The sequence below is a fragment of the Chryseobacterium sp. CT-SW4 genome, from assembly GCF_048572715.1.
In the GTDB taxonomy this organism is placed as follows: domain Bacteria; phylum Bacteroidota; class Bacteroidia; order Flavobacteriales; family Weeksellaceae; genus Chryseobacterium.
Map to the genome: position 1 here is coordinate 3449332 of NZ_CP183840.1, position 20194 is coordinate 3469525.

21 protein-coding genes are annotated in these 20194 nt (G+C 38.0%); 15 read left to right on the plus strand and 6 right to left on the minus strand.

Annotated elements, in window-relative coordinates:
* Nucleotides 1–20: 20 nt before the first annotated feature.
* Nucleotides 21–734, plus strand: a complete 714-nt coding sequence (locus ABJ974_RS15520) for a biotin--[acetyl-CoA-carboxylase] ligase (RefSeq protein ID WP_419869127.1) — start codon at nucleotides 21–23, stop codon at nucleotides 732–734.
* Here the strand turns inward: ABJ974_RS15520 and ABJ974_RS15525 are convergent.
* The 4 genes from ABJ974_RS15525 to ABJ974_RS15540 all read right to left on the minus strand — a co-directional run bounded on the left by ABJ974_RS15525 (nucleotide 728) and on the right by ABJ974_RS15540 (nucleotide 4128).
* Nucleotides 728–1840, minus strand: a complete 1113-nt coding sequence (locus ABJ974_RS15525) for an LptF/LptG family permease (RefSeq protein ID WP_419869128.1) — start codon at nucleotides 1838–1840, stop codon at nucleotides 728–730. The two genes, ABJ974_RS15520 and ABJ974_RS15525, sit on opposite strands and share 7 nt — an antisense overlap.
* Nucleotides 1841–1846: 6 nt before the next feature.
* A complete protein-coding gene (gene tgt, locus ABJ974_RS15530; RefSeq protein ID WP_419869129.1) occupies nucleotides 1847–2977 on the minus strand; it encodes a tRNA guanosine(34) transglycosylase Tgt in 1131 nt (376 codons plus the stop codon).
* A gap of 69 nt (nucleotides 2978–3046) precedes the next feature.
* Nucleotides 3047–3415 (minus strand): DUF4296 domain-containing protein, encoded by a 369-nt coding sequence (locus ABJ974_RS15535; RefSeq protein WP_419869130.1) that lies wholly within the window; start codon nucleotides 3413–3415, stop codon nucleotides 3047–3049.
* Complete coding sequence (locus tag ABJ974_RS15540; protein WP_419869131.1) at nucleotides 3412–4128, minus strand: polyprenol monophosphomannose synthase; 717 nt, start codon at nucleotides 4126–4128, stop codon at nucleotides 3412–3414. Before ABJ974_RS15540 ends, ABJ974_RS15535 begins: the two co-directional genes overlap by 4 nt.
* Before the next feature lie 171 nt (nucleotides 4129–4299).
* Here ABJ974_RS15540 and ABJ974_RS15545 point away from each other — a divergent pair, with 171 nt between their 5' ends.
* The 4 genes from ABJ974_RS15545 (at nucleotide 4300) to ABJ974_RS15560 (ending at nucleotide 8092) form a co-directional block, all read left to right on the plus strand.
* Complete coding sequence (locus ABJ974_RS15545; protein ID WP_419870981.1) at nucleotides 4300–4866, plus strand: DUF4271 domain-containing protein; 567 nt, start codon at nucleotides 4300–4302, stop codon at nucleotides 4864–4866.
* Nucleotides 4867–4879: 13 nt separating this feature from the next.
* Nucleotides 4880–5620 carry a uroporphyrinogen-III synthase gene (locus ABJ974_RS15550; RefSeq protein WP_419870982.1) on the plus strand — a complete coding sequence of 247 codons (741 nt, stop codon included), beginning with the start codon at nucleotides 4880–4882 and terminating at the stop codon, nucleotides 5618–5620.
* Between the two features lie 88 nt (nucleotides 5621–5708).
* Complete coding sequence (locus ABJ974_RS15555; protein ID WP_419869132.1) at nucleotides 5709–7757, plus strand: S9 family peptidase; 2049 nt, start codon at nucleotides 5709–5711, stop codon at nucleotides 7755–7757.
* On the plus strand, nucleotides 7754–8092 hold the full coding sequence (locus ABJ974_RS15560; protein ID WP_419869133.1) for a hypothetical protein: 339 nt from the start codon (nucleotides 7754–7756) through the stop codon (nucleotides 8090–8092). Before ABJ974_RS15555 ends, ABJ974_RS15560 begins: the two co-directional genes overlap by 4 nt.
* Nucleotides 8093–8126: 34 nt before the next feature.
* Here the strand turns inward: ABJ974_RS15560 and ABJ974_RS15565 are convergent, their stop codons facing one another.
* Nucleotides 8127–8618, minus strand: a complete 492-nt coding sequence (locus ABJ974_RS15565) for an SRPBCC family protein (protein ID WP_419869134.1) — start codon at nucleotides 8616–8618, stop codon at nucleotides 8127–8129.
* Between the two features lie 192 nt (nucleotides 8619–8810).
* Here ABJ974_RS15565 and ABJ974_RS15570 point away from each other — a divergent pair, with 192 nt between their 5' ends.
* The 10 genes from ABJ974_RS15570 (at nucleotide 8811) to fabF (ending at nucleotide 19383) form a co-directional block, all read left to right on the plus strand.
* Nucleotides 8811–10358 (plus strand): sensor histidine kinase, encoded by a 1548-nt coding sequence (locus ABJ974_RS15570; protein WP_419869135.1) that lies wholly within the window; start codon nucleotides 8811–8813, stop codon nucleotides 10356–10358.
* Nucleotides 10359–10378: 20 nt separating this feature from the next.
* A complete protein-coding gene (locus ABJ974_RS15575) occupies nucleotides 10379–11065 on the plus strand; it encodes a response regulator transcription factor (RefSeq protein WP_007842513.1) in 687 nt (228 codons plus the stop codon).
* Between the two features lie 78 nt (nucleotides 11066–11143).
* Entirely contained in the window at nucleotides 11144–11722 is a 579-nt protein-coding gene (locus ABJ974_RS15580) for a hypothetical protein (RefSeq protein ID WP_419869136.1), read from the plus strand.
* Nucleotides 11723–11741: 19 nt separating this feature from the next.
* Entirely contained in the window at nucleotides 11742–12116 is a 375-nt protein-coding gene (locus ABJ974_RS15585) for a hypothetical protein (RefSeq protein WP_419869137.1), read from the plus strand.
* A 72-nt stretch (nucleotides 12117–12188) separates the two neighbouring features.
* The gene (locus ABJ974_RS15590; RefSeq protein ID WP_419869138.1) at nucleotides 12189–14843 is read left to right on the plus strand and encodes a TonB-dependent receptor domain-containing protein; all 2655 of its coding nucleotides are present in this window, start codon (nucleotides 12189–12191) and stop codon (nucleotides 14841–14843) included.
* Nucleotides 14844–14932: 89 nt separating this feature from the next.
* Complete coding sequence (locus ABJ974_RS15595) at nucleotides 14933–15793, plus strand: helix-turn-helix domain-containing protein (RefSeq protein ID WP_419869139.1); 861 nt, start codon at nucleotides 14933–14935, stop codon at nucleotides 15791–15793.
* Nucleotides 15794–15892: 99 nt separating this feature from the next.
* Nucleotides 15893–16309, plus strand: a complete 417-nt coding sequence (locus ABJ974_RS15600; RefSeq protein WP_419869140.1) for an OsmC family peroxiredoxin — start codon at nucleotides 15893–15895, stop codon at nucleotides 16307–16309.
* Nucleotides 16310–16351: 42 nt separating this feature from the next.
* Complete coding sequence (locus ABJ974_RS15605) at nucleotides 16352–17332, plus strand: alpha/beta hydrolase (RefSeq protein WP_419869141.1); 981 nt, start codon at nucleotides 16352–16354, stop codon at nucleotides 17330–17332.
* A gap of 96 nt (nucleotides 17333–17428) precedes the next feature.
* On the plus strand, nucleotides 17429–18037 hold the full coding sequence (locus tag ABJ974_RS15610) for a TetR/AcrR family transcriptional regulator (protein ID WP_419869142.1): 609 nt from the start codon (nucleotides 17429–17431) through the stop codon (nucleotides 18035–18037).
* A 98-nt stretch (nucleotides 18038–18135) separates the two neighbouring features.
* Nucleotides 18136–19383, plus strand: a complete 1248-nt coding sequence (fabF, locus tag ABJ974_RS15615) for a beta-ketoacyl-ACP synthase II (RefSeq protein ID WP_419869143.1) — start codon at nucleotides 18136–18138, stop codon at nucleotides 19381–19383.
* Nucleotides 19384–19413: 30 nt separating this feature from the next.
* Here fabF and ABJ974_RS15620 read toward each other — a convergent pair whose 3' ends face one another.
* Nucleotides 19414–20172: a murein L,D-transpeptidase catalytic domain family protein gene (locus ABJ974_RS15620; RefSeq protein WP_419869144.1), complete on the minus strand. Its 759-nt coding sequence runs from the start codon at nucleotides 20170–20172 to the stop codon at nucleotides 19414–19416.
* Nucleotides 20173–20194: the final 22 nt, after the last annotated feature.

Here is a 20194-nt window from a genome sequence, read left to right on the forward strand (position 1 = left end):
TTAAAGTTTTCTTAATCTTAATGAGAGATCTGTTTTATATAAAAGAATGCTCTTCTACTAATGACGAAATTCTTCGATTTTTACTTTACGGGAAATCCGATTTTATAAGTTTATACACTTTCAATCAAACCGGAGGGCGGGGTCAGTATGGAAACAGCTGGGCGATTATTCCTGAACAAAACCTGGCTTTCTCATTAGCCGTTAATAGTTTAAACTTCAAAATTTCAGATAGTTTATTCAATTATTATACCGCGAGTATAATAAGGGATTTCCTTGCCAGTTTGACCGATTCCCCTGTGGAAATAAAATGGCCGAATGACATTATTGTAAAAGGTAAGAAAGTGGTCGGCATTCTTATTGAAAAGAAAAATGCCCAGAGTAAAAATTACTATATAATCGGAATTGGCATTAATATACTTCAAGAGCAATTCAGTGAAATTTCCAATGCAGGGTCCCTGTTTACGCAGACCGGCATCCGCTTTGATCTTAATCAGCTTACTCAATCTCTTTACAGCACCCTTGTAAAAAGGCTGTCCAATATCCCTTCCGATGAGGAAATAATGGAGCAGTTCAACCTCCACCTATTCCGTAAGGATAAAATTTCAGTATTTGAAACCGCTCAAAACAGACAAAATGGCATCATAAGATTTGCTGACGAAAAGGGAGAGCTCTGGATAGAGCTGGAAGATGGCTTGCAGTCTTTCTATCATAAAGAAATAAAACTCCTTTACTGATTCGCTCTTTTCAGATAAAGGTAAAGCGTGATCGGTAAAAAGACCATGTTGGGAAACCACATCGCCAGTGCAGGTGACATGCTTTTATTCTCCGAAACCACTTTTAATGCTTCAAATGAAAAGACAAAGATAAAGGCCAGTGAAATTCCGATCGCCAGGTTAATTCCCAAACCTCCTCTTTTCTTTTGGGAAGAAAGGGAAAGTGCCAAAAAGGTAAGAATGATAATCGAAACCGGCATTGATGTTCTCTGATGCAGCTCATTCAGGTAGGAATTAAGGTTACTGTTTCCTTTTTCTTTCTCCCTCTGAATAAACTTCAGGAGCTCAGGTGTGGTTTTATTCTGTCCTAAAAGCTCATTGGGGAAAAGCTCTTCCGGGGTATGTCCATAACTTCTCCTGGATTCAAATCCATGGCCCAGCTTTTCCGTATCATCTTTATTAATGGTTTTTTCAAAGTAGTTGTTCAGTACAAACTGCTTTTTCTCTTTATCCCAATATACATCAGATGCTTTAAGCTCATAAGTCATTCTTCTATCCTTGTCAAAACGCTGAAAGATAAAGCCGGAACCTCTGTTTTCTCTTTTATTCCAGGAGTTAACAAAAATATACTCATTCTTACTCAGCTGAGCTGAGGCAGGAGCTGTTCCCAAAATTTTATCTTTATTACGCTGATTATACGTATAAGCTTCCAGCTCATTCTTTTTAATATTAGCCCATGGCAAAACCAGGTGATTAATACTAAAGGAGATAATCGCAATCAGTATGGAAGTATACAGATAAGGTCTTGCAAACCGGTGAAAGCTTGCCCCGCTGCTTATAATAGCTACAATCTCAGTATTATTAGCCATTCTCGAGGTAAAATATATCACTGATATAAAAACCAGAATAGAGAGAAAGGTGACTACCAGGTTAACGATCCAATAAGGATAGAAATGGATTAAAAAGTAAACAAGATCCAGTTTAGGATCAATATTTTTAGCATTTTCTATTCTCGGGATCTTTTGCTGAACATCTATTACCAGCACCACTATAGACAGCAAAATAAGCATGAAACTAAAAGTTCCAAGGTATTTTTTAATGATATATCTGTCTACGATTTTAAACATGGATTCTTATAATCTTTGTTTCAGCACAGGAACTACGGATTTTTTCCATTCGTAAAAATCTCCTGCCACGATATGCTCCCGTGCCACTCTTACCAGGTCAAGATAGAAGGCAAGGTTATGAATGGAAGCGATCTGCTTGGCCAGATATTCTTTAGATACGAATAAATGGCGAACATATGCTTTTGAATATTCTTTATCTACAAAACTTGTCCCAAACTCATCCAAAGGCGAAAAATCATGTTTCCATTTTTCATTTTTAAGATTCATGACTCCTTTCCAGGTAAACAACATTGCATTTCGTGCATTCCTGGTCGGCATTACACAATCCATCATATCGATTCCAAGTCCTATGGATTCCAAAATATTCCAGGGAGTTCCCACGCCCATCAGGTATCTTGGTTTTTCTTTTGGCAGAATATCGGTAACCTCATTGGTAATTCTGTACATTTCTTCTTCCGGTTCCCCTACGGAAAGTCCCCCAATGGCATTCCCATCTGCTCCGGCTTCCGCTATGACTTCTGCTGATATTTTTCTCAAATCAGAATAGGTAGACCCTTGAACAATAGGAAACAGCCTTTGTTTATGCCCATACAGTTCTTTATTTTCTTCAGTCCAGTCGATACACCTCTTCAGCCACCTGTGAGTAAGTTCCATCGATAATTTGGCCTGATTGTATTCGCACGGATAGGGAGTACATTCATCAAACGCCATAAAAATATCTGCTCCTATCTGCCTTTGAATTTCCATTGACTTTTCCGGAGAGATAAAATGGTAGCTCCCGTCAATATGGGATTTAAATTTTACTCCTTCTTCCGTCATTTTTCTGCTGTTGGAAAGGGAGAAAACCTGAAAACCTCCGGAATCCGTAAGAATAGGCAGATCCCAGTTCATAAACTTATGTAAGCCCCCGGCTTCCTGCATCACATCCATCGTAGGACGCAAGTATAAATGATATGTATTTCCTAAAATAATCTGAGCTTTGATATCTTCTTTAAGTTCTCTCTGGTGAACAGTTTTTACACTTGCCACTGTTCCCACAGGCATAAATATAGGCGTCTGAATCTGCCCGTGGTCAGTTGTGATCACTCCTGCCCTGGCTTTTCCTTCCGAGTTTTTTTCTATATTAAAAAATTTCATTCTTGTCTATTTTAAACATCATCTTCATGATGAACCTTCTGCAGAATGGGATATATCTGCATCATCCATTTATCTTGCGAAGGGAGGAACTCCTTCATTTTTCTTTATTTTATCTTTAATATACTGATCGGCCTTAGGATCCTTTTCCAGTAATATTTTCTGGGCTTTATTAGTGATTCCCTCCATTTTCTGTTTTACCACATAATAATTGAAGCTCTGGACATAGTCATCAGCGCTCACATTATGTGATTTTAAAATATATCTTGTTCCACTTTCCAAATTAGTTCCCTGATACATAAAAGTGGCCTGGTCATTAATAGCCAGATCGGCCAGAATTTCAGCCATTGTATCTTTAGGAATAAGGTTTTTCGGCTTATCAATATAATCGCTGCAGGAAACCAAAAAGATGAAAATAAAAAGACCTATAAGCTTCTTCATAGTTTGTTGATCAGTGATTTCCATTTTAAATTTAAAACACCAAATACCGCTTCATGAATGATCCCTCCATTCATTTTGCTTTCTCCCAAAATCCTGTTTGTAAAAATAATAGGAACTTCTACAATTTTAAATCCTTTCTTATAGGCTCGGAATTTCATCTCGATCTGAAATCCATATCCCTTCAATCTTACATTATCCAATCCTATTTCTTCCAGTACTTTTCTGGAGAAACAGACGAACCCCGCCGTGGTATCATGGATAGGAAGTCCTAAAATAAATCTTACATATTTAGATGCAAAATACGATAACAGGACTCTTCCCATCGGCCAGTTGACCACATTTACCCCTTTTGAATACCGGGATCCGATAGCCATGTCCGCCTTTACACAGGCTTCGTAAAGTTTGGGAAGATCTTCAGGGTTGTGCGAAAAATCGGCATCCATCTCAAAGATATAGTCATACCCATTTTGGAGAGCCCATTTAAATCCATGAATATACGCTTTACCCAAGCCGTCCTTAACATGTCTTACGGATAAATGCAGCTCATGAGGGTGTTTTTTCTGTAATTCCTTTACAATATCTGCCGTATGGTCCGGAGATGAATCATCTACCACCAGGATGTGGAAATCTTCTTCCAACGCAAAAACTGCGGAAATAATATTTTCAATATTTTCCTTTTCATTGTATGTTGGAATAATGACGAGTTTCTTCATTTCAATCTGCAAAGATAATCTAAGCTTTTTATTTTATACAAAATAATCTATAATTTTGCAAAAAACATTCCGTTGCCATTAACAAACTTTGCAAACCATGTTAGGATACCCGAAAACAATGATTGGGTCATCTTCATTCTTTTAGGCTGTATATTCCTGTATATTTTTATGATGAACGTCATAGAGAGAGGAGCCGCCTTACAGGATTTTTTATTACAGAAATATTTTGACTCGAGCAATAACCTTCCCAACTGGCTTATTGTGTCGTGCGTAACGACTCTTACTCTTTCTGTAATGGCCTCCCAATACATCCCCATAGTCCCCAAATATATTGCAGATCTTCAGGTCGCCGGATATCAGCTGAATAAGTTCGGATATACTTTTATCGTCCTCGTTTTATTTTATTTTACGAAGTCCGTTCTCAGCTTTCTGTTTTATCAAAGTATAGGGGATGGAAAAAAATGGCCTATTTTTTATTTTACGGCCACTAAATTTTATTTTATCTTATCATTTTTATTGATTGTACTATGTGTCATTCACTATTATTTTCCCATAGATAAAAATATGATATTCATTTATTATCTATTATCCTTTTGTTTTGTATTTATTTTTAAGATATTTTTTTATTTCTTTCACAAAAATGATATTTTGCCGGAAAAGTGGTATTATAAATTTTTGTATATTTGCACCCTCCAAATCATACCATTGTTAATGCTTTGGAAATTGTTATTTTTTTAATAAAAGTCTAATGATGAGAATAAAGTCTATATTGGTTTCTCAACCTGCACCGGGCGAATCTTCTCCTTATTTGGATATTGCTAAGAAGGAAAAAATAAAAATTGATTTCCGTCCCTTTATCCATGTAGAAGGAGTTGATAATAAGGAACTTCGAACACAGAAAATTGATTTAACTCAATATACTGGAATTATTTTTACCAGCAAAAATGCGATAGACCACTACTTTAGACTAGCTGAAGAACTGAGATTCACAGTTCCGGATACGATGAGATATATCTGCCAGTCTGAAGCCGTAGCCAACTATCTTCAAAAGCATATTGTGTACCGTAAAAGAAAGATCAGTTTCGGCGAAAAAAATTTCTCGGATCTTTTGCCTCTTTTCAAAAAGTTCCCGTCTGAAAAGTATCTTTTACCATCCTCGGATGTATTAAGTCCGGATATTCCCAAAACACTGGATTCTGCAAATATTGACTGGACAAGAGCGATCATGTACCGAACCGTTTGCAGCGACTTAACGGATATCAAAATTAAAGATTACGATATGCTGATCTTTTTCAGCCCACAAGGAATTAAATCTTTACAGCAGAACTTTCCGGATTTCACACAAGGTGAAACCAAGATCGGAGTTTTCGGGAACACCACTTTGGCAGCAGCTGAAGAAGCCGGATTAACCATAGACTTAATGGCGCCTACAAAGGAAACACCGTCCATGACGATGGCTCTAGAAAAATATATTAAAAGCTTACACAAATAGTTTTTTTTGTTATCAATAAAACAGCCGTCTTTTCAATGTAAGAAAAGATGGTTTTTTTTTAATTAAATTTGAACACCAATTAACATTAATGAAAGCTCCCCAAGCCAATAAGATCAAAAAGACACTGGAAATACACGGTGATACCAGAATTGACAATTATTTCTGGCTCAATGAAAGAGAAAATCCGGAGGTTATAAAATATCTTGAAGAAGAAAACACCTTTGCAGATTTTATAATGAAGGATACCGAACAGCTCCAGGAAGACCTTTTTGAAGAAATGAAGTCCCGATATAAAAAGGATGATGAATCCCTTCCTTATTTTTTTAATGCCTATTGGTATATCGTACGCTATGAATCAGGAAAAGAACATCCTATTTTTTGCAGAAAATACCAGACTCTGGATCATCCTGAAGAAATCATTCTCGATGTTAATATCCTGGCAGAAGGTGAATCTTTCTTTGAAGTAGGAAGCGTGGCGGTAAGCCCTAATAATAAAATGGCTTCTTTTTCTACCGATAATCTCGGACGAAGAATTTATACTCTGAATTTCAAAAATTTAGAAACAGGAGAAATACTACCAGATAAGATTCCCAATACAACAGGAAAAGCTGTGTGGGCCCATGATAACGAACATATTTTCTATATCCGGAAAGACAAAAGTTTACGGGCTTTCCAGGTATACAGGCATCGTTTAGGCACAGATATTTCAGAAGATATTCTTGTTTTTCACGAAGAAGACGAAACCTTCGATGTGAATGTATTTAAGACAAAATCTTTAGAATATATTTTTATTGCCAGTTCCAGCAGCACTTCGGATGAACACTGGTTTATTCCTTCCCACAACGTTTTTGCAGATTGGAAAGTTATCCAGAAACGTACGGAGGACCTGGAGTACTCAGTGGAACATTTCGAAGACGAGTTCTACATTATCACTAATGCTGAGGATGCCATTAATTTCAAGATTGTAAAAACCAAGATCGAAAATTGTGGAATAGAAAACTGGATAGATGTAATACCTCATCGTAAGGAAGTCCTTCTGGAAGGTTTTGAAATCTTTAAAGATTATCTGGTTTTGGAAGAACGCGAAAAGGGTCTTCTTCAGATCAAAATCATTGATGAGAAAAATAAGACGTCCCATTATCTTCCCTTTTCAGATCCTACTTATACGGCATACATCGGAATTAACTTAGAATTCAATACCGAAGTTTTACGCTACGGCTATGTATCATTAACCCAACCCGGTTCCACTTATGAATACAATATGAAGGAAAAAACCACGAAACTTCTTAAACAGCAGGAAGTACTGGGTGGTAAATTTTCATCAGAAAATTATATTTCCGAAAGGATATGGGCGGACTCAAGAGATGGAAAATCCAAAATCCCTATCTCATTGGTTTATCACAAAGAAACTCAAAAATCAGCAGAGACCCCTCTGTTATTATATGGTTACGGAAGTTACGGACATACGGTGGATGCAAACTTTTCTAACGTAAGACTCTCAATTCTGGACCGTGGCTTCATTTACGCCATTGCCCATATCCGCGGAGGAGAATACCTGGGCAGGGAGTGGTATGAGGAAGGTAAAATGCTGGAAAAGAAAAATACCTTTTTCGATTTTATCGATGCTGCAAAACATCTTATTAAAGAAAATTATACTTCCCCCCAACATTTATATGCCATGGGCGGAAGCGCCGGAGGATTACTGGTAGGAGCGGTAGCTAATTATGAGCCTACACTTTTTAACGGAATTGTTGCTCAGGTACCTTTCGTAGATGTGGTAACCACCATGCTGGATGAAACCATCCCATTAACCACAGGAGAGTATGAAGAATGGGGAAACCCGAATGATAAAGAATATTATGAGTATATGAAATCCTATTCTCCCTACGACAATATAGAAGCCAAGGAATACCCTCATATGCTTATCACCACAGGGTTACATGATTCCCAGGTACAATATTGGGAGCCTGCCAAATGGACAGCCAAGCTAAGGGAACTGAAGACCGATAACCATCTTCTGGTATTCAAAACAGATATGAGCTCCGGACATGGAGGTGCCAGCGGAAGATTTGAATCCCTGAAAGAAGATGCATTAGAATATGCTTTTTTATTAAAACTGGAAAATAAAAGAGAATGAACGAAGCAGAATACTGGAAAAAAATAGAACAGTTCTTTGAAGATAATTTCCAAACGGAAAAGAATCCTCCTATTGAAACATTATTGTTTCTGATAGGACTTCAGGAGCTTGGAAGCGGCCAGCAAAAATACACCAAAGACGATAAGGTGAATTTAATTCATATTGCAGTCTGCAGGTTGCTGGAACCCTTCGGATATTATAAGTTTACGCATTATGAAGAGGGATGGCCCCAGTTTGAAAAGCTGGAAAACCTGCCTGATCTAAAGCCTAATGAACAGAGTCTGCTCATGAAAAAGGCGATCATACAATATTTTCAGGATGAAGATCTTTTATAAAGTTCAGGAAAGCCTTTGGCTTTCCTGAACTTTTTTATGGTCTATCCAAAATTTCCTCAAGCTGGTTAAGTCCCATTTTAAAACCGTCTTCAAATCCCATTTCTATCAGCTGCTTCATCGCTTCTTCAGATGAGAAATGGATATTCACGGTAACCTTCACTCCTTCATCCACTCCCGTAAAACCATACAGCCACTGAGCCGGCGGAAAGTCTTTGTTCACATTTCCCTCTGCATCACAAAACGTATCCATACCGTCAAAGCTCCTGTGCTCCATAATCTCTCCAAACTCCACCTGCGCATACATCTTCTCCCCATCGGGTCCTACCATCGCATAACGCCATTTTCCTCCCTTTTTAAAATCCATCTGAACTGTTTCACATCTCCAGGGTTTGGGTCCCCACCACTGGTCCAGTAATTCCGGCCGGGTAAAATAATTCCACACTTCTGAAACACTGCCTTTGTACACTTTCATTACATAGACAGTTTTTGAATCAAAATCTTTGTTAAAAATGATATTCGATGCCATAATTAGTTATTTAAACAAACTTAAGTTTTTATTCCTAGCAAAGGCTTTTCATATGACAATTATTTAAATATTTTTAAAAAAATGTTAAAATCCATACTTTTAAGAAAAAAAACACAATTTTTTGGCTCGTTTTTTGTTTATCAAGTCTTAAAATAATTATTTTTAACATTCATAATTCACACAAATTTGATAATGAATAATAAATTCATCCCAATAATTTCAGTGTTCATGACAATTTCACTGATTGTCTTCGTCACACTCCAATTTTATTGGCTGAAAGGATATTACGGGGCGTTGGAGCAGGATTTCTCTAATAAGGTTTATTCTGCATTGGAAAACACGACAAAAGCGGTCGCTGAAATAGAAGTAGAAAAATATCTGAATGATGATTATAGCAATTTCAGAAACAACGTTATTGCCAATAATAACCAGCCTTCTTTAACGACCATCCAGCAAGTGGCAGATTCCGGGACTCAAAGACAGATCATCTATTCCAAAAATATTATTGAAAGACAGCAGCTGCCTATTTCTCAGCGGGGAGATTCTTTAAATCTAACCAAATTATATACGGATGAAGCTGCCTATAAAATAAAAAGAGACACGACAGAGCGCGAACAGCTCACCTCCGAGATCAATCAGGATATCGAAAACGGAGACTATGCGATGAAAGAATTTGCCAAAATTTATGGCAATAATTTACCAATCACCAAAAGGGTTAACGAAAAAACACTGGATTCCGTTCTTTCCAAAGAACTTAAAATGAAAGGAATAACCGCCAAGTTCGGGTTCGGTATCTTTGATAAGAATAATAAGCTTACCAGTGTTGCCGATAAAGATTTTAAGGAAAAGAAGGATAACAATTCCTACAGCTACCCCCTGTTTACAGACCGGAAAGACCGTACCCTGTACACCCTTGCACTGGTTTTCCCTAAAAAAGAATACTCCCTGGCCATGAACAACTGGCCGATGCTGTTGGGAACTTTCCTTTCGCTTTTAACGATTTTGGGAATTTATATCATCTCGATTAATTATATGATGAAACAGAAAAAGATCGCTGAGATCAAAACCGATTTCATCAATAATATGTCCCACGAATTTAAGACCCCACTGGCCACCATCTCCGTCGCCACGGACTCCCTTGCTAATGATAAGATAGCCACCAATCCCGAAAAGGTAAAATATTATTCGGGGCTGATCAAGCAGGAAAATTTAAGAATGAAAAAGCAGGTGGAAAACGTTCTTAATATGTCCAAGCTGGAAAGGAATGAGGTAAAATTATTTTTGAAAGAAACGAATGTCAGAGAGCTTATCAAAGAAATTACCGCATCTTTCGAGATTATTGTGGCGCAGAGAAACGGGTCTCTTACCAGCGAATTTACAGCAGACCAATATATTTTTAATGTAGATGAATTCCACCTATCCAATACATTGATCAACCTTTTGGATAATGCCAATAAATATTCTCCCGAAACACCGGATATTAATATAAAAACAAGAAACGAAGGCAACTGGTACATCATCGAAATTTCCGATAAGGGAATGGGAATGGAAACCCAGAATAAAGTTAAGATCTTCGAGAAATTCTTCAGAGAAGAAACAGGAAATATACATAATGTAAAAGGACAGGGATTAGGATTATCCTACGTCAAAAAAATTATAGAGCTGCATAAAGGACAAATTATCGTAGACTCACATAAGGGAAAAGGAAGTACCTTCACAATAAAGCTTCCAATGGTTTAATAAATTAAAACAAATATAATATGAGCAACAGAATCTTACTAGTAGAGGACGACCAAAGTTTTGGAGCTGTATTGAAAGATTATTTAACTATAAATAATTTTGAAGTTACTCTTGCTACAGATGGAGAACAAGGGTTAAAGGAATTTACAGAAAACGAGTTTGATATATGCATATTCGACGTAATGATGCCTAAAAAGGACGGATTTTCATTAGCCGAAGATGTAAAAAAGATTGATAAGAATACCCCCATTATTTTCCTTACGGCAAGAAACATGAGAGAGGATATTCTTAAAGGTTATCAGCTGGGCGCAGATGATTACATCACAAAACCATTTGATACCGAATTACTTCTTTATAAAATCAAAGCTATTCTTCAGAGAAGCTCGACTTTAGAAAATGAAGAGCAGGAGCAGTTTAAGATCAGTAATATCTTCTTCGACTCCATGCTGAGACAGTTGAGAGTGGGAGATAAAGAATATAAACTTTCTCCGAAAGAAAACGAACTTCTGAAACTTCTGTGCATCCACCGTAATGATTTCATGCCGAGAGATCTGGCACTGAGAAAAATATGGAAAAAGGAAAACTACTTTACCGCCAGAAGTATGGATGTATATATTGCCAAGCTCCGTAAGCTTCTAAAAGATGATGAAGGATTGGAAATTATAAACGTACACGGAGAAGGGTTCCGTCTTTTAGTTAAAAATTAATCTGAAAATAAGATTATAAATAGTAAGTTAGCAAAGCATTTAAAAATGTTTTGCTAATTTTGTATTAGATGATCTGATATGAAAAATACAATTTTAGGAGTTTTAGCGCTTGGATTCTTCATTACTTCCTGTAAGAAAGATGAAAGACCCACTTATTTAAAAGACGAAAACGGAGTTCAGCAAACAGCTCCGGTTACTAATAACTCTTCCAAAGTTTCTCTTTTGGACCAATCCGGTTCCACTATGGTTACCTCAGCAGGTATGAATCCTCCTCACGGACAACCCGGGCACCGATGTGACATTCCTGTAGGACAACCTTTGAACCAGGTTCCCGCAGCACAAAATAATGTCCCGAATGCGATCCAGATAGATCCTAATACCATTACTGCCAATGCAGGTCCCGCTCCCAAGGTAAAAACAGCACCGGGTATGAATCCACCCCACGGAGAACCGGGGCACCGATGTGATATTCCTGTCGGGCAGCCTTTAAACAGTAAACCGGCTCCACAGCCCACTACCGGAACTATTCAGGGGGCAACCCCTCCACCTGCTCCTGTAGAACAGAAATTAGCCGTAGGGGAAAAACCGGCACTTAATCCTCCTCATGGAGAACCATTTCATGATTGTGCCATAAAAGTTGGGGATCCTTTGCCATAATTTTTGTAATTTTGCACTCGTGAAGGCATTTAAGTTTTTAACCATTCTTTTATGTTTAGGACTCTTTCTGATTCCTAAGGACATGCTGTATGCCCAATCTTCAAAAGAGGACTGCTGCAAGATGTCGCACACCGAAAAAATGGATTGCTGCAAAAATCATAAAACTTCAACGCAAGGTCACGGTGATCATGATAATAAAAACTCTTCATGTAATGATGACTGCTGCTCTTCATGCATTATCTGCTATACCTTCATTGAAATACCTTCTCTGAACAGTACTCTATCTTCCTTACCCCCTGTGTATAACCTTGGAAAAAATCCTGTTTTTAAATACGCAGACCCTTACATATCAGACAGTCTGGAAGAAATCTGGCAGCCGCCTAAGATAGGTTAATTATTACTGTACAAAAGTTCACCGGAAGATCTCCCGTGAACAAGTTTTAATTAATCTAAATTTTAAATCAACATGAAATTATATATATCCAAGTTTATTCTTGGTTCATTACTGTTATCTATACAATTATTATTTTCCCAAACGATTACAAAAAACCAGTTTCAGGTAAAAGGAAACTGTGATATGTGTAAAGAAAGAATAGAAACCACCGCTAAGAAAGCAGGAGCAAAAGCAGCGCGGTATTCTATCGATACACAGACACTGACCCTGGAAACAGATTCCAATATCTCACCGGAAAATATTCTTCAAAAAATAGCGGAAGCCGGGCACGATAATGAAAGATTTAAGGCATCGGACAGCGCCTATGAAAAATTGCCTGAATGCTGCCATTACGAAAGAGAAACTGTACAAACAGCCATTACTCCGGAAGCCAAAACTTCTAAAAAAGACAATGAATTCTATGTAAGAGGGAACTGCGTTTCCTGCAAAACAAGAATTGAAAAAGCCGCCAAAGATGCAGGAGCAAATACCGCTGAATGGAGCGCAGAGACCCAAAGTGTGATTTTAGATTTCGATCCTTCCAAAACTTCTGCGGATAAAATTCTAAAGAAGATTGCCGATGTGGGCCATGACAATGAAAAATATACGGCAACAGATTCCGTTTACAATAACCTTCCCGAATGTTGTTTGTATGACAGAAATACAGCATTAGGAGAAAAAGGTTCCAAGGTACATTTTGAAGAAAATACGGCAAGTGCTCATGCTTCCGGACAACATGAAAAAAATATCGAAGAAGTCAAATTATCAGCTTCAAAAGCCTCTACTTCATTAAGTAAAAAAGAGGCCGGACTTGTTTTCAATATTGATAAAAAAGAACTGTTAAAAGCGGCATGCTGTAATCTTTCCGAAAGTTTTGAAACTAATGCCACTGTGGATGTTTCATTCAGCAATGCCGTTACAGGTACAAAACAGCTGAAAATGCTGGGACTGGATCAAAAATATACCAGCTTAACAAAAGAACTATTACCGGAAATCCGCGGGCTAGCCTCTGCTTACGGACTGAACTTCATTCCAGGAAGATGGATTGAAAGCATCCAGCTTACCAAAGGAGGAAGTACCGTAACCAACGGTTATGAAAGCATCACAGGCCAGATCAATACCGAGTTGCTGAAAAATGCCAAAGAACCGGAAACCTCCCTGAACTTATTTGCCGACTTCAATGGTAGAGCGGAAGCTAATATTACCCATGTAGCTCCCATCAATGATCAATGGTCCCAGACCATTTTACTTCACGGAAACGGTACATTTGGAAATACGGATATGAATGACGACGGATTCCTTGACCGCCCGAAAGGCACACAGATCAATGCCGCTTATTTGCTTAATTATAATGATCTGGAAAACTCAGGTTTGGGATCTCATTTCGGGATCAATTTTGTAAAGGATGACAGAACTGCGGGGCAGACCTCCTTTAATAAGCAGTTATCCCAAAAAGAGCAGGATGCGTATGGAGTGGGGATTAACATTTCAAGATTTCAGGTCTGGAACAAAACGGGATATGTTTTCAAAGGGAAACCTTACCAAAGTTTAGGATGGATGAACCAGTATGTATACCATCAGCAGGATAGCTTTTTCGGATTGAGAAACTATTCCGGAAAACAGAATACTTTTTATTCCAATTTGATTTTTGAAAGCATCTTAGGGAACACCAATCATAAATATAAAGCGGGAGCCAGTTTTATGTACGACGGCTATGATGAAACCTATCTTACAGACAGCTTCAAAAGGAATGAGATTGTTCCGGGAATCTTTGCGGAATATACATTAACGGGATTAAAATATACCCTAGTAGCCGGGGCCAGAGCAGATTTTCATAATCTGGCAGGAACCCAGTTTACTCCACGACTGAATTTTAAATATGACTTCAGTCCGAAAACCATCCTTAGATTATCAGCGGGAAGAGGATTCAGAACGGCTTCTGTTTTTGCTGAAAACCAACAGTACTTTGCTTCCAACCGTAATATTCAGATTGTTCCGAGCGGTGGTGATATTTATGGTTTAAAGCCGGAAATTGCCTGGAATTACGGAGCCAGCTTACAGCAGGAGTTTAAAATATTCGGAAAGAAATCTACCATTATAGCTGATTTCTTCAGAACAGATTTCCAGAATCAGGTGTTAGTGGACCTGGATCAGTCTCCTCAGCAGTTGGTATTTTATAATTTGGAAGGAAAATCTTTTGCCAATAGTTTTCAGACGCAATGGGACTTTATCCCTTTAAAAAACTTTGATGTAAAAGTTGCCTATAAATATTATGATGTACAGGCAGATTATACCGGAGGCAGACGCGAGGTTCCTTTTATGGCCAAGCACAGAGGTTTTGTAAATCTTGCATATTCTACCAATAAAAACGACAAAGGTGGATTCTGGAGTTTTGATACCACACTGAATTGGGTGGGCAAACAAAAGCTTCCGAATACTTCAAGTAACCCTGAAGAGTTCCAGCTTCCTGCTTATTCCAATTCTTATGCTGTTCTCAATGCACAGATCTCTAAGAATTTCAATAAAAAAATAAGGGCTTATTTAGGAGGAGAAAACCTGACTTCTTACTCACAGAAAAATGCAATCGTAGATTTCCGCAACCCTTTTGGAAATTATTTTGACGGAGGAATGGTTTACGCTCCTATTATGAAAATCAACCTTTATGTAGGTTTAGATGTAACATTCTAAGAATTTTTTTCTACAGATATAAGCATGATGTCGATATTTAATAGGTAGACATCATGCTTTTTTTGTACTTTTAATTAGCATAAATACATATGATGACACAAGAATTTATTTTTGAAGACAATTACAAAAAATTAGGATTTGGTATTTTTTCCGAAAATAATCTGAACTATATTCACGATAACAGATTTAAGCCTTATATCAAAATCTTCTTCGCCCCGGAAGGCTATGAACTCAGAACGGATTTTAATCATTACACCACTACGGGTCCTACTTTATTTTTTATTAATTCCAATCAGTATCTTGAAGTAAGCCAGGGAAAGGGAGATTCTTTTCTTATCTATTACAACCGCGATTTTTACTGTGTACAGATCCATGATAAAGAAGTGGCATGCGACGGGCTCCTCTTCAATAATATTTTTGAAATTCCCAAAATTGAACTGGATAACATGGAAATGGATACCATCCGTACTTTATTTTCTAATATTTATAATGAACTGGAAGGTAAAGAGTCTTCAAAAGAAGAAATGATAAGAACATACCTAAAACAGATAATCATTCGTGCTACCAGGAATTGGAAAAAGCAAAATATACATACCCGCGTGGAAAATATAAGCCATAACGATATAGAATTGTTCCGCGATTTCAGCCGGCTTCTGGAAATTCATTACCGGGAAAAGCATACTGTTGCAGACTATGCCGAGCTTCTTCACATGGCTCCAAAGACATTAACCCATAAGTTCAAAAGCCTGAATATTGAATCCCCCAATCAGTTTATCATTAACAGAATTTTACTGGAAGCCAAGAGACTTTTGTTCTATACGGATAAGCCTGTAAAAGAAATTGCCTATGATCTGGGTTATGAAGATCCCGCTTATTTCAACCGTCTTTTTTCCAATAAAGTAGGAAGCACTCCCAGTAATTTCAAAAAAAACTACTCTTTGGGAAAATAGTACAATACTTATGGATAAATGTCTATTTATGGGAGTCCTCAGGTACTCTAAATTTGTCATATCAAAATCAAGCAATTATTAATATAAAAAACTATTATTATGAAACGTAACGCAACAGCCGTTTGGAACGGTAACATTAAAGAAGGAAAAGGACACATAACAACACAAAGTACCACCTTAAGCCAAACTCAGTATTCTTTTAGCAGCCGTTTTGAGGACGGTGTGGGAACCAATCCCGAAGAATTGCTGGCCGCAGCGCATGCAGGCTGTTTTACCATGAAATTAACCGCTGAACTTTCCCAGGCAGGTTTTATTGCTGAGGAATTAACAACAAAGTCAGTGATCACTCTCGATCCCCAAATAGGAAAAATAACCAAATCAGAACTGACTTTAACGGCTAAGATTCCGGGAATTTCAGAAGAAGAGTTTCAGAAGTTTGCCAAAATAGCGGAAGAGGGATGTCCGGTAAGTGCGGCTTTCAACTTTGAAATTACACTTAATGCTAGTTTAATATAATTAGCTTAATCATCATATTATTAACAATTAAAAACAGAAATTATGTCACACAATTCACTGCCAGCAGCGCAAGACCCAAGTATTTTAAGAGAGATCAGATCTTTCCTTAAAGACTTAAACAGTGGAGGAGGAAAACCTATCGAAGAAATGTCTCCTGAAGATGCAAGACTTGTATTAGTCGCCGCACAAAATTCGGTAAGCTATGATTATTCTGATATCGAAGAATCCGAAAGAACCATTACTCAGGATGATATTACCGTAAATATTCATGTTGTAAAACCAAAAGGTGCCCAGGACGGACTTCCGGTATTCATGTTTTTCCATGGTGGTGGATGGGTTTTGGGAGATTATCCTACTCACAAAAGACTGGTAAGAGATTTAGTAGTGAAAAGTGGTGCTGTTGCCGTATTTCCGGATTACACCCCTTCTCCTGAAGCTCATTATCCGGTTGCTATTAACCAGGCCTATGCCGCTACAAAATGGGTTGCAGAAAACGGAAAAGAAATCGGAGTAGACGGATCAAGACTTGCTATTGCAGGTAATAGTGTAGGTGGTAATATGACTGCTGTAGTGGCATTGCTTGCCAAAGACAGAAAAGGACCGGAAATCAAACAGCAGGTTTTATTATGGCCTGTAACGGATGCTGATTTCACCAGAGAATCATGGGAAAAATATGCAGAAGAAAGATTCCTTACAGCTCCTTTGATGAAATGGATGTGGAATAATTATACTTCCGACCTTCAACAGAGAAAAGAAAAATATGCTTCTCCATTCCAGGCTTCTCTGGAAGAACTGAAAGGTTTACCGCCTGCATTGGTACAGGTAGCTGAAAATGATATTCTTCACGATGAAGGAGTAGCGTATGCAAGAAAGCTTGATGAGGCAGGAGTACCTACCACGATTGAAGATTTCAAAGGATTTATACATGATTATGGATTATTGAACCCTATAGCCCACGTTCCGGCTATTCAGGAGTCTTTAGCACATGCTGCCCTGACTATCAAGAAAGCCTTATTCAAATAAACTTTATAAGTCCGGATAGAAATTATCCGGCTTATTTTTAAAATAAAATATACCGATCGGTATATTTTTGTATATTTGTGTACATTTTTACTGAAAATGTCAAAAGCAGAGAAAACAAAGCAGTTCATTATAGAAAAAACGGCCTCTTTATTTAACTGTAAAGGGTATACTTCTACTTCCATTTCGGATATTACAGAAGCTACCGGACTTACCAAAGGAAGTATTTACGGAAATTTTGAGAATAAAGAAGAGGTGGCCCTGGAAGTATATAAGCATAATGCTGACCTCGTGAGCAAAAATATGCTGCGGTCTTTTGGAGAAGAATATACAACCTCAACAGATAAACTCCGGGCTATGGTGAATTTTTACCGCGAAAACTGGGATATAGTTTTTGCAACCGGAGGATGCCCTTTGATGAATGCAGCGACGGAGGCAGACGATACCTTTCCCATGCTCAGAAAGCAGGTAAAAAAATCTTTTGAAGAATGGGCCAGAAAAACTTCTGCTGTGATCCGGCAGGGACAGATCAAGGGAGAGATTAAAAGAGACTGTAATGCAGATGAATATTCTTCCTTATTTATCATGCTGATAGAAGGAGGAATTTTATTATCAAAAACAACCGGTAAAAAAGAATACCTGGAGCTGGTTTTAAATAGAATCCTGAGCATTATTGACCAGGAGCTGACTATTTGTCTGCCTGAATAAAAATATCAACCGAGGAAAACAATTTGTGTATACAGTCTGAATAAAAAGACCATGACAAAGCAATCCTCCAATTATACGAACAAGATTAATAACTATCTATGAAAAGAGTTGTCATTACAGGATTGGGTGCCGTGACTCCACTGGGAAACAATGTCGAAGACTTTTGGAAAAACAGTATTAACGGGAAAAGCGGGGCCGCTCCTATTCAGCATTTTAATGCAGAAAATTTTAAAGTGCGGTTTGCGTGTGAGCTGAAGGACTTTAAACCTGAAACCCATTTAACCCATCAGGAAATTAAGAGAAGTGACCTATTTACTCAATATGCTCTTTATGCGTCTGCAGAAGCCCTTCAGGATTCAGGTTTGGAAATAGAAAAAGAAGATCCGTTTGATGTGGGAGTCATCTGGGGAACCGGACAGGGAGGGATGCTTACTTTTGAAAATGAAGTGGCGGAGTTTTATGGAGGTGACGGAACACCCCGTTTCAATCCTTTCTTCGTTCCAAAATTTATCGTTAACATGGCATCCGGAATGATTTCCATGAAATTCGGACTTCAGGGAATTAACTATACGACTGTCTCAGCCTGTGCCACAGGAAATACAGCATTGATGGATGCATTCAATTATATTCGTCTGGGAAAAGCTAAAGCTGTAATCAGCGGAGGTTCCGAAGCAGCCATTACTCCTGCCTCCATAGGTGGTTTCTCCGTAATGAAAGCCATGTCTACCCGAAATGACAATTACCTCACGGCCAGCCGCCCGTATGATGCCGAAAGGGATGGATTTGTGATGGGAGAAGGAGCAGGAGCCTTAATTCTTGAGGAATATGAACATGCTAAAAAACGGGGAGCAAAAATATATGCAGAGCTGGTGGGAGCGGCGATGACTGCGGATGCCCACCATATGACCGCCCCACATCCCGAAGGAGTAGGTGCCATTAAAGCTATGCAGCTGGCTCTTCACGAAGCAGGGGCAAATATTGAGGATATCAACTATATAAATCCTCACGCAACCTCAACACCATTGGGAGATCTTCTTGAACTTAAAGCCATTAATAAGCTTTTTAAAGGAAGTAAAAACCTGGACATCAGCGCTACCAAATCCATGACCGGACATTTACTGGGAGCGGCGGGTGCTGCCGAAGCTATCCTATCCATTAAAGCTATTGAAAACGGAATTATTCCACCAACCATTAATGTGCAGAATGTGGATGAAAATATCCCGCGGGATATCAATATCGTGTTCAATGAAGCGAAAGAGAAAAATATCAATTTTGCATTAAGCAACGCCTTCGGATTCGGAGGTCATAATGCGACGGTAGTTTTTAAAAAATACACCGGAGCATAACAAAAAAGCAGTCATTTCCGACTGCTTTTTTTATGATTTCAACCATTCCGAAGAGGAAAGGTAATTCTGATCAGGATAATAAATAAAAAGACAGCTTTTTCCTTTTATCGTATTAATGATAGGCTCCGTTAAAGCTCTCGGTAGAGCAGGACATCCCCAGCTTCTTCCGATTCTTTTATGCATGCTTGCAAAATCTTCGCTTACATAATCGGCGCCATGCATTACGATTGCTCTTTTAAAAGCGGCATCGTTAAACCCTTTATCCATTCCCAGCAATTTCAGGGAATAGCCGTTATCTCCTTCGTACGTAGTATCTGTGATATAAAAGCCTAAGCTGCTTTGATAGGAGCTTTCCGTATTGGAAAAATTCTGGGCAAACTCTTCTCCAGTATTTTTTCCGTGAGCTACCAATGAATTAAATAATACTTTTTTTTCATTGATATCTATTACCCAAAGCCTTTTCGTATTGGAAGACAAAGAAAAATCACAAATAGTCAGCAGATGAGCATCCGCATCCAGCATCCCTGCCTTTTTAAGATTTTCAAATCCTAATAATCCTTTTGAAAACGCATCATAATTAAGTTTATGGTCATTTTCAAATCCTATTGAATTGTAAAGTTCTTCTGAAGAAGTTACTTCCGTATTATTTTTTACTGTTTTTACAGCCGTTGAAATTTCAGTTTTTGTAGTATTGATATTTTCTTTTTTGGTATCTACTTTTCCGTTAGAAAGGTAAAAAGAAGTTGTAATCATATAAACAATACCCAATGCACTATATAATCCTTTCATCCTCTTAATTATAAATTCGACT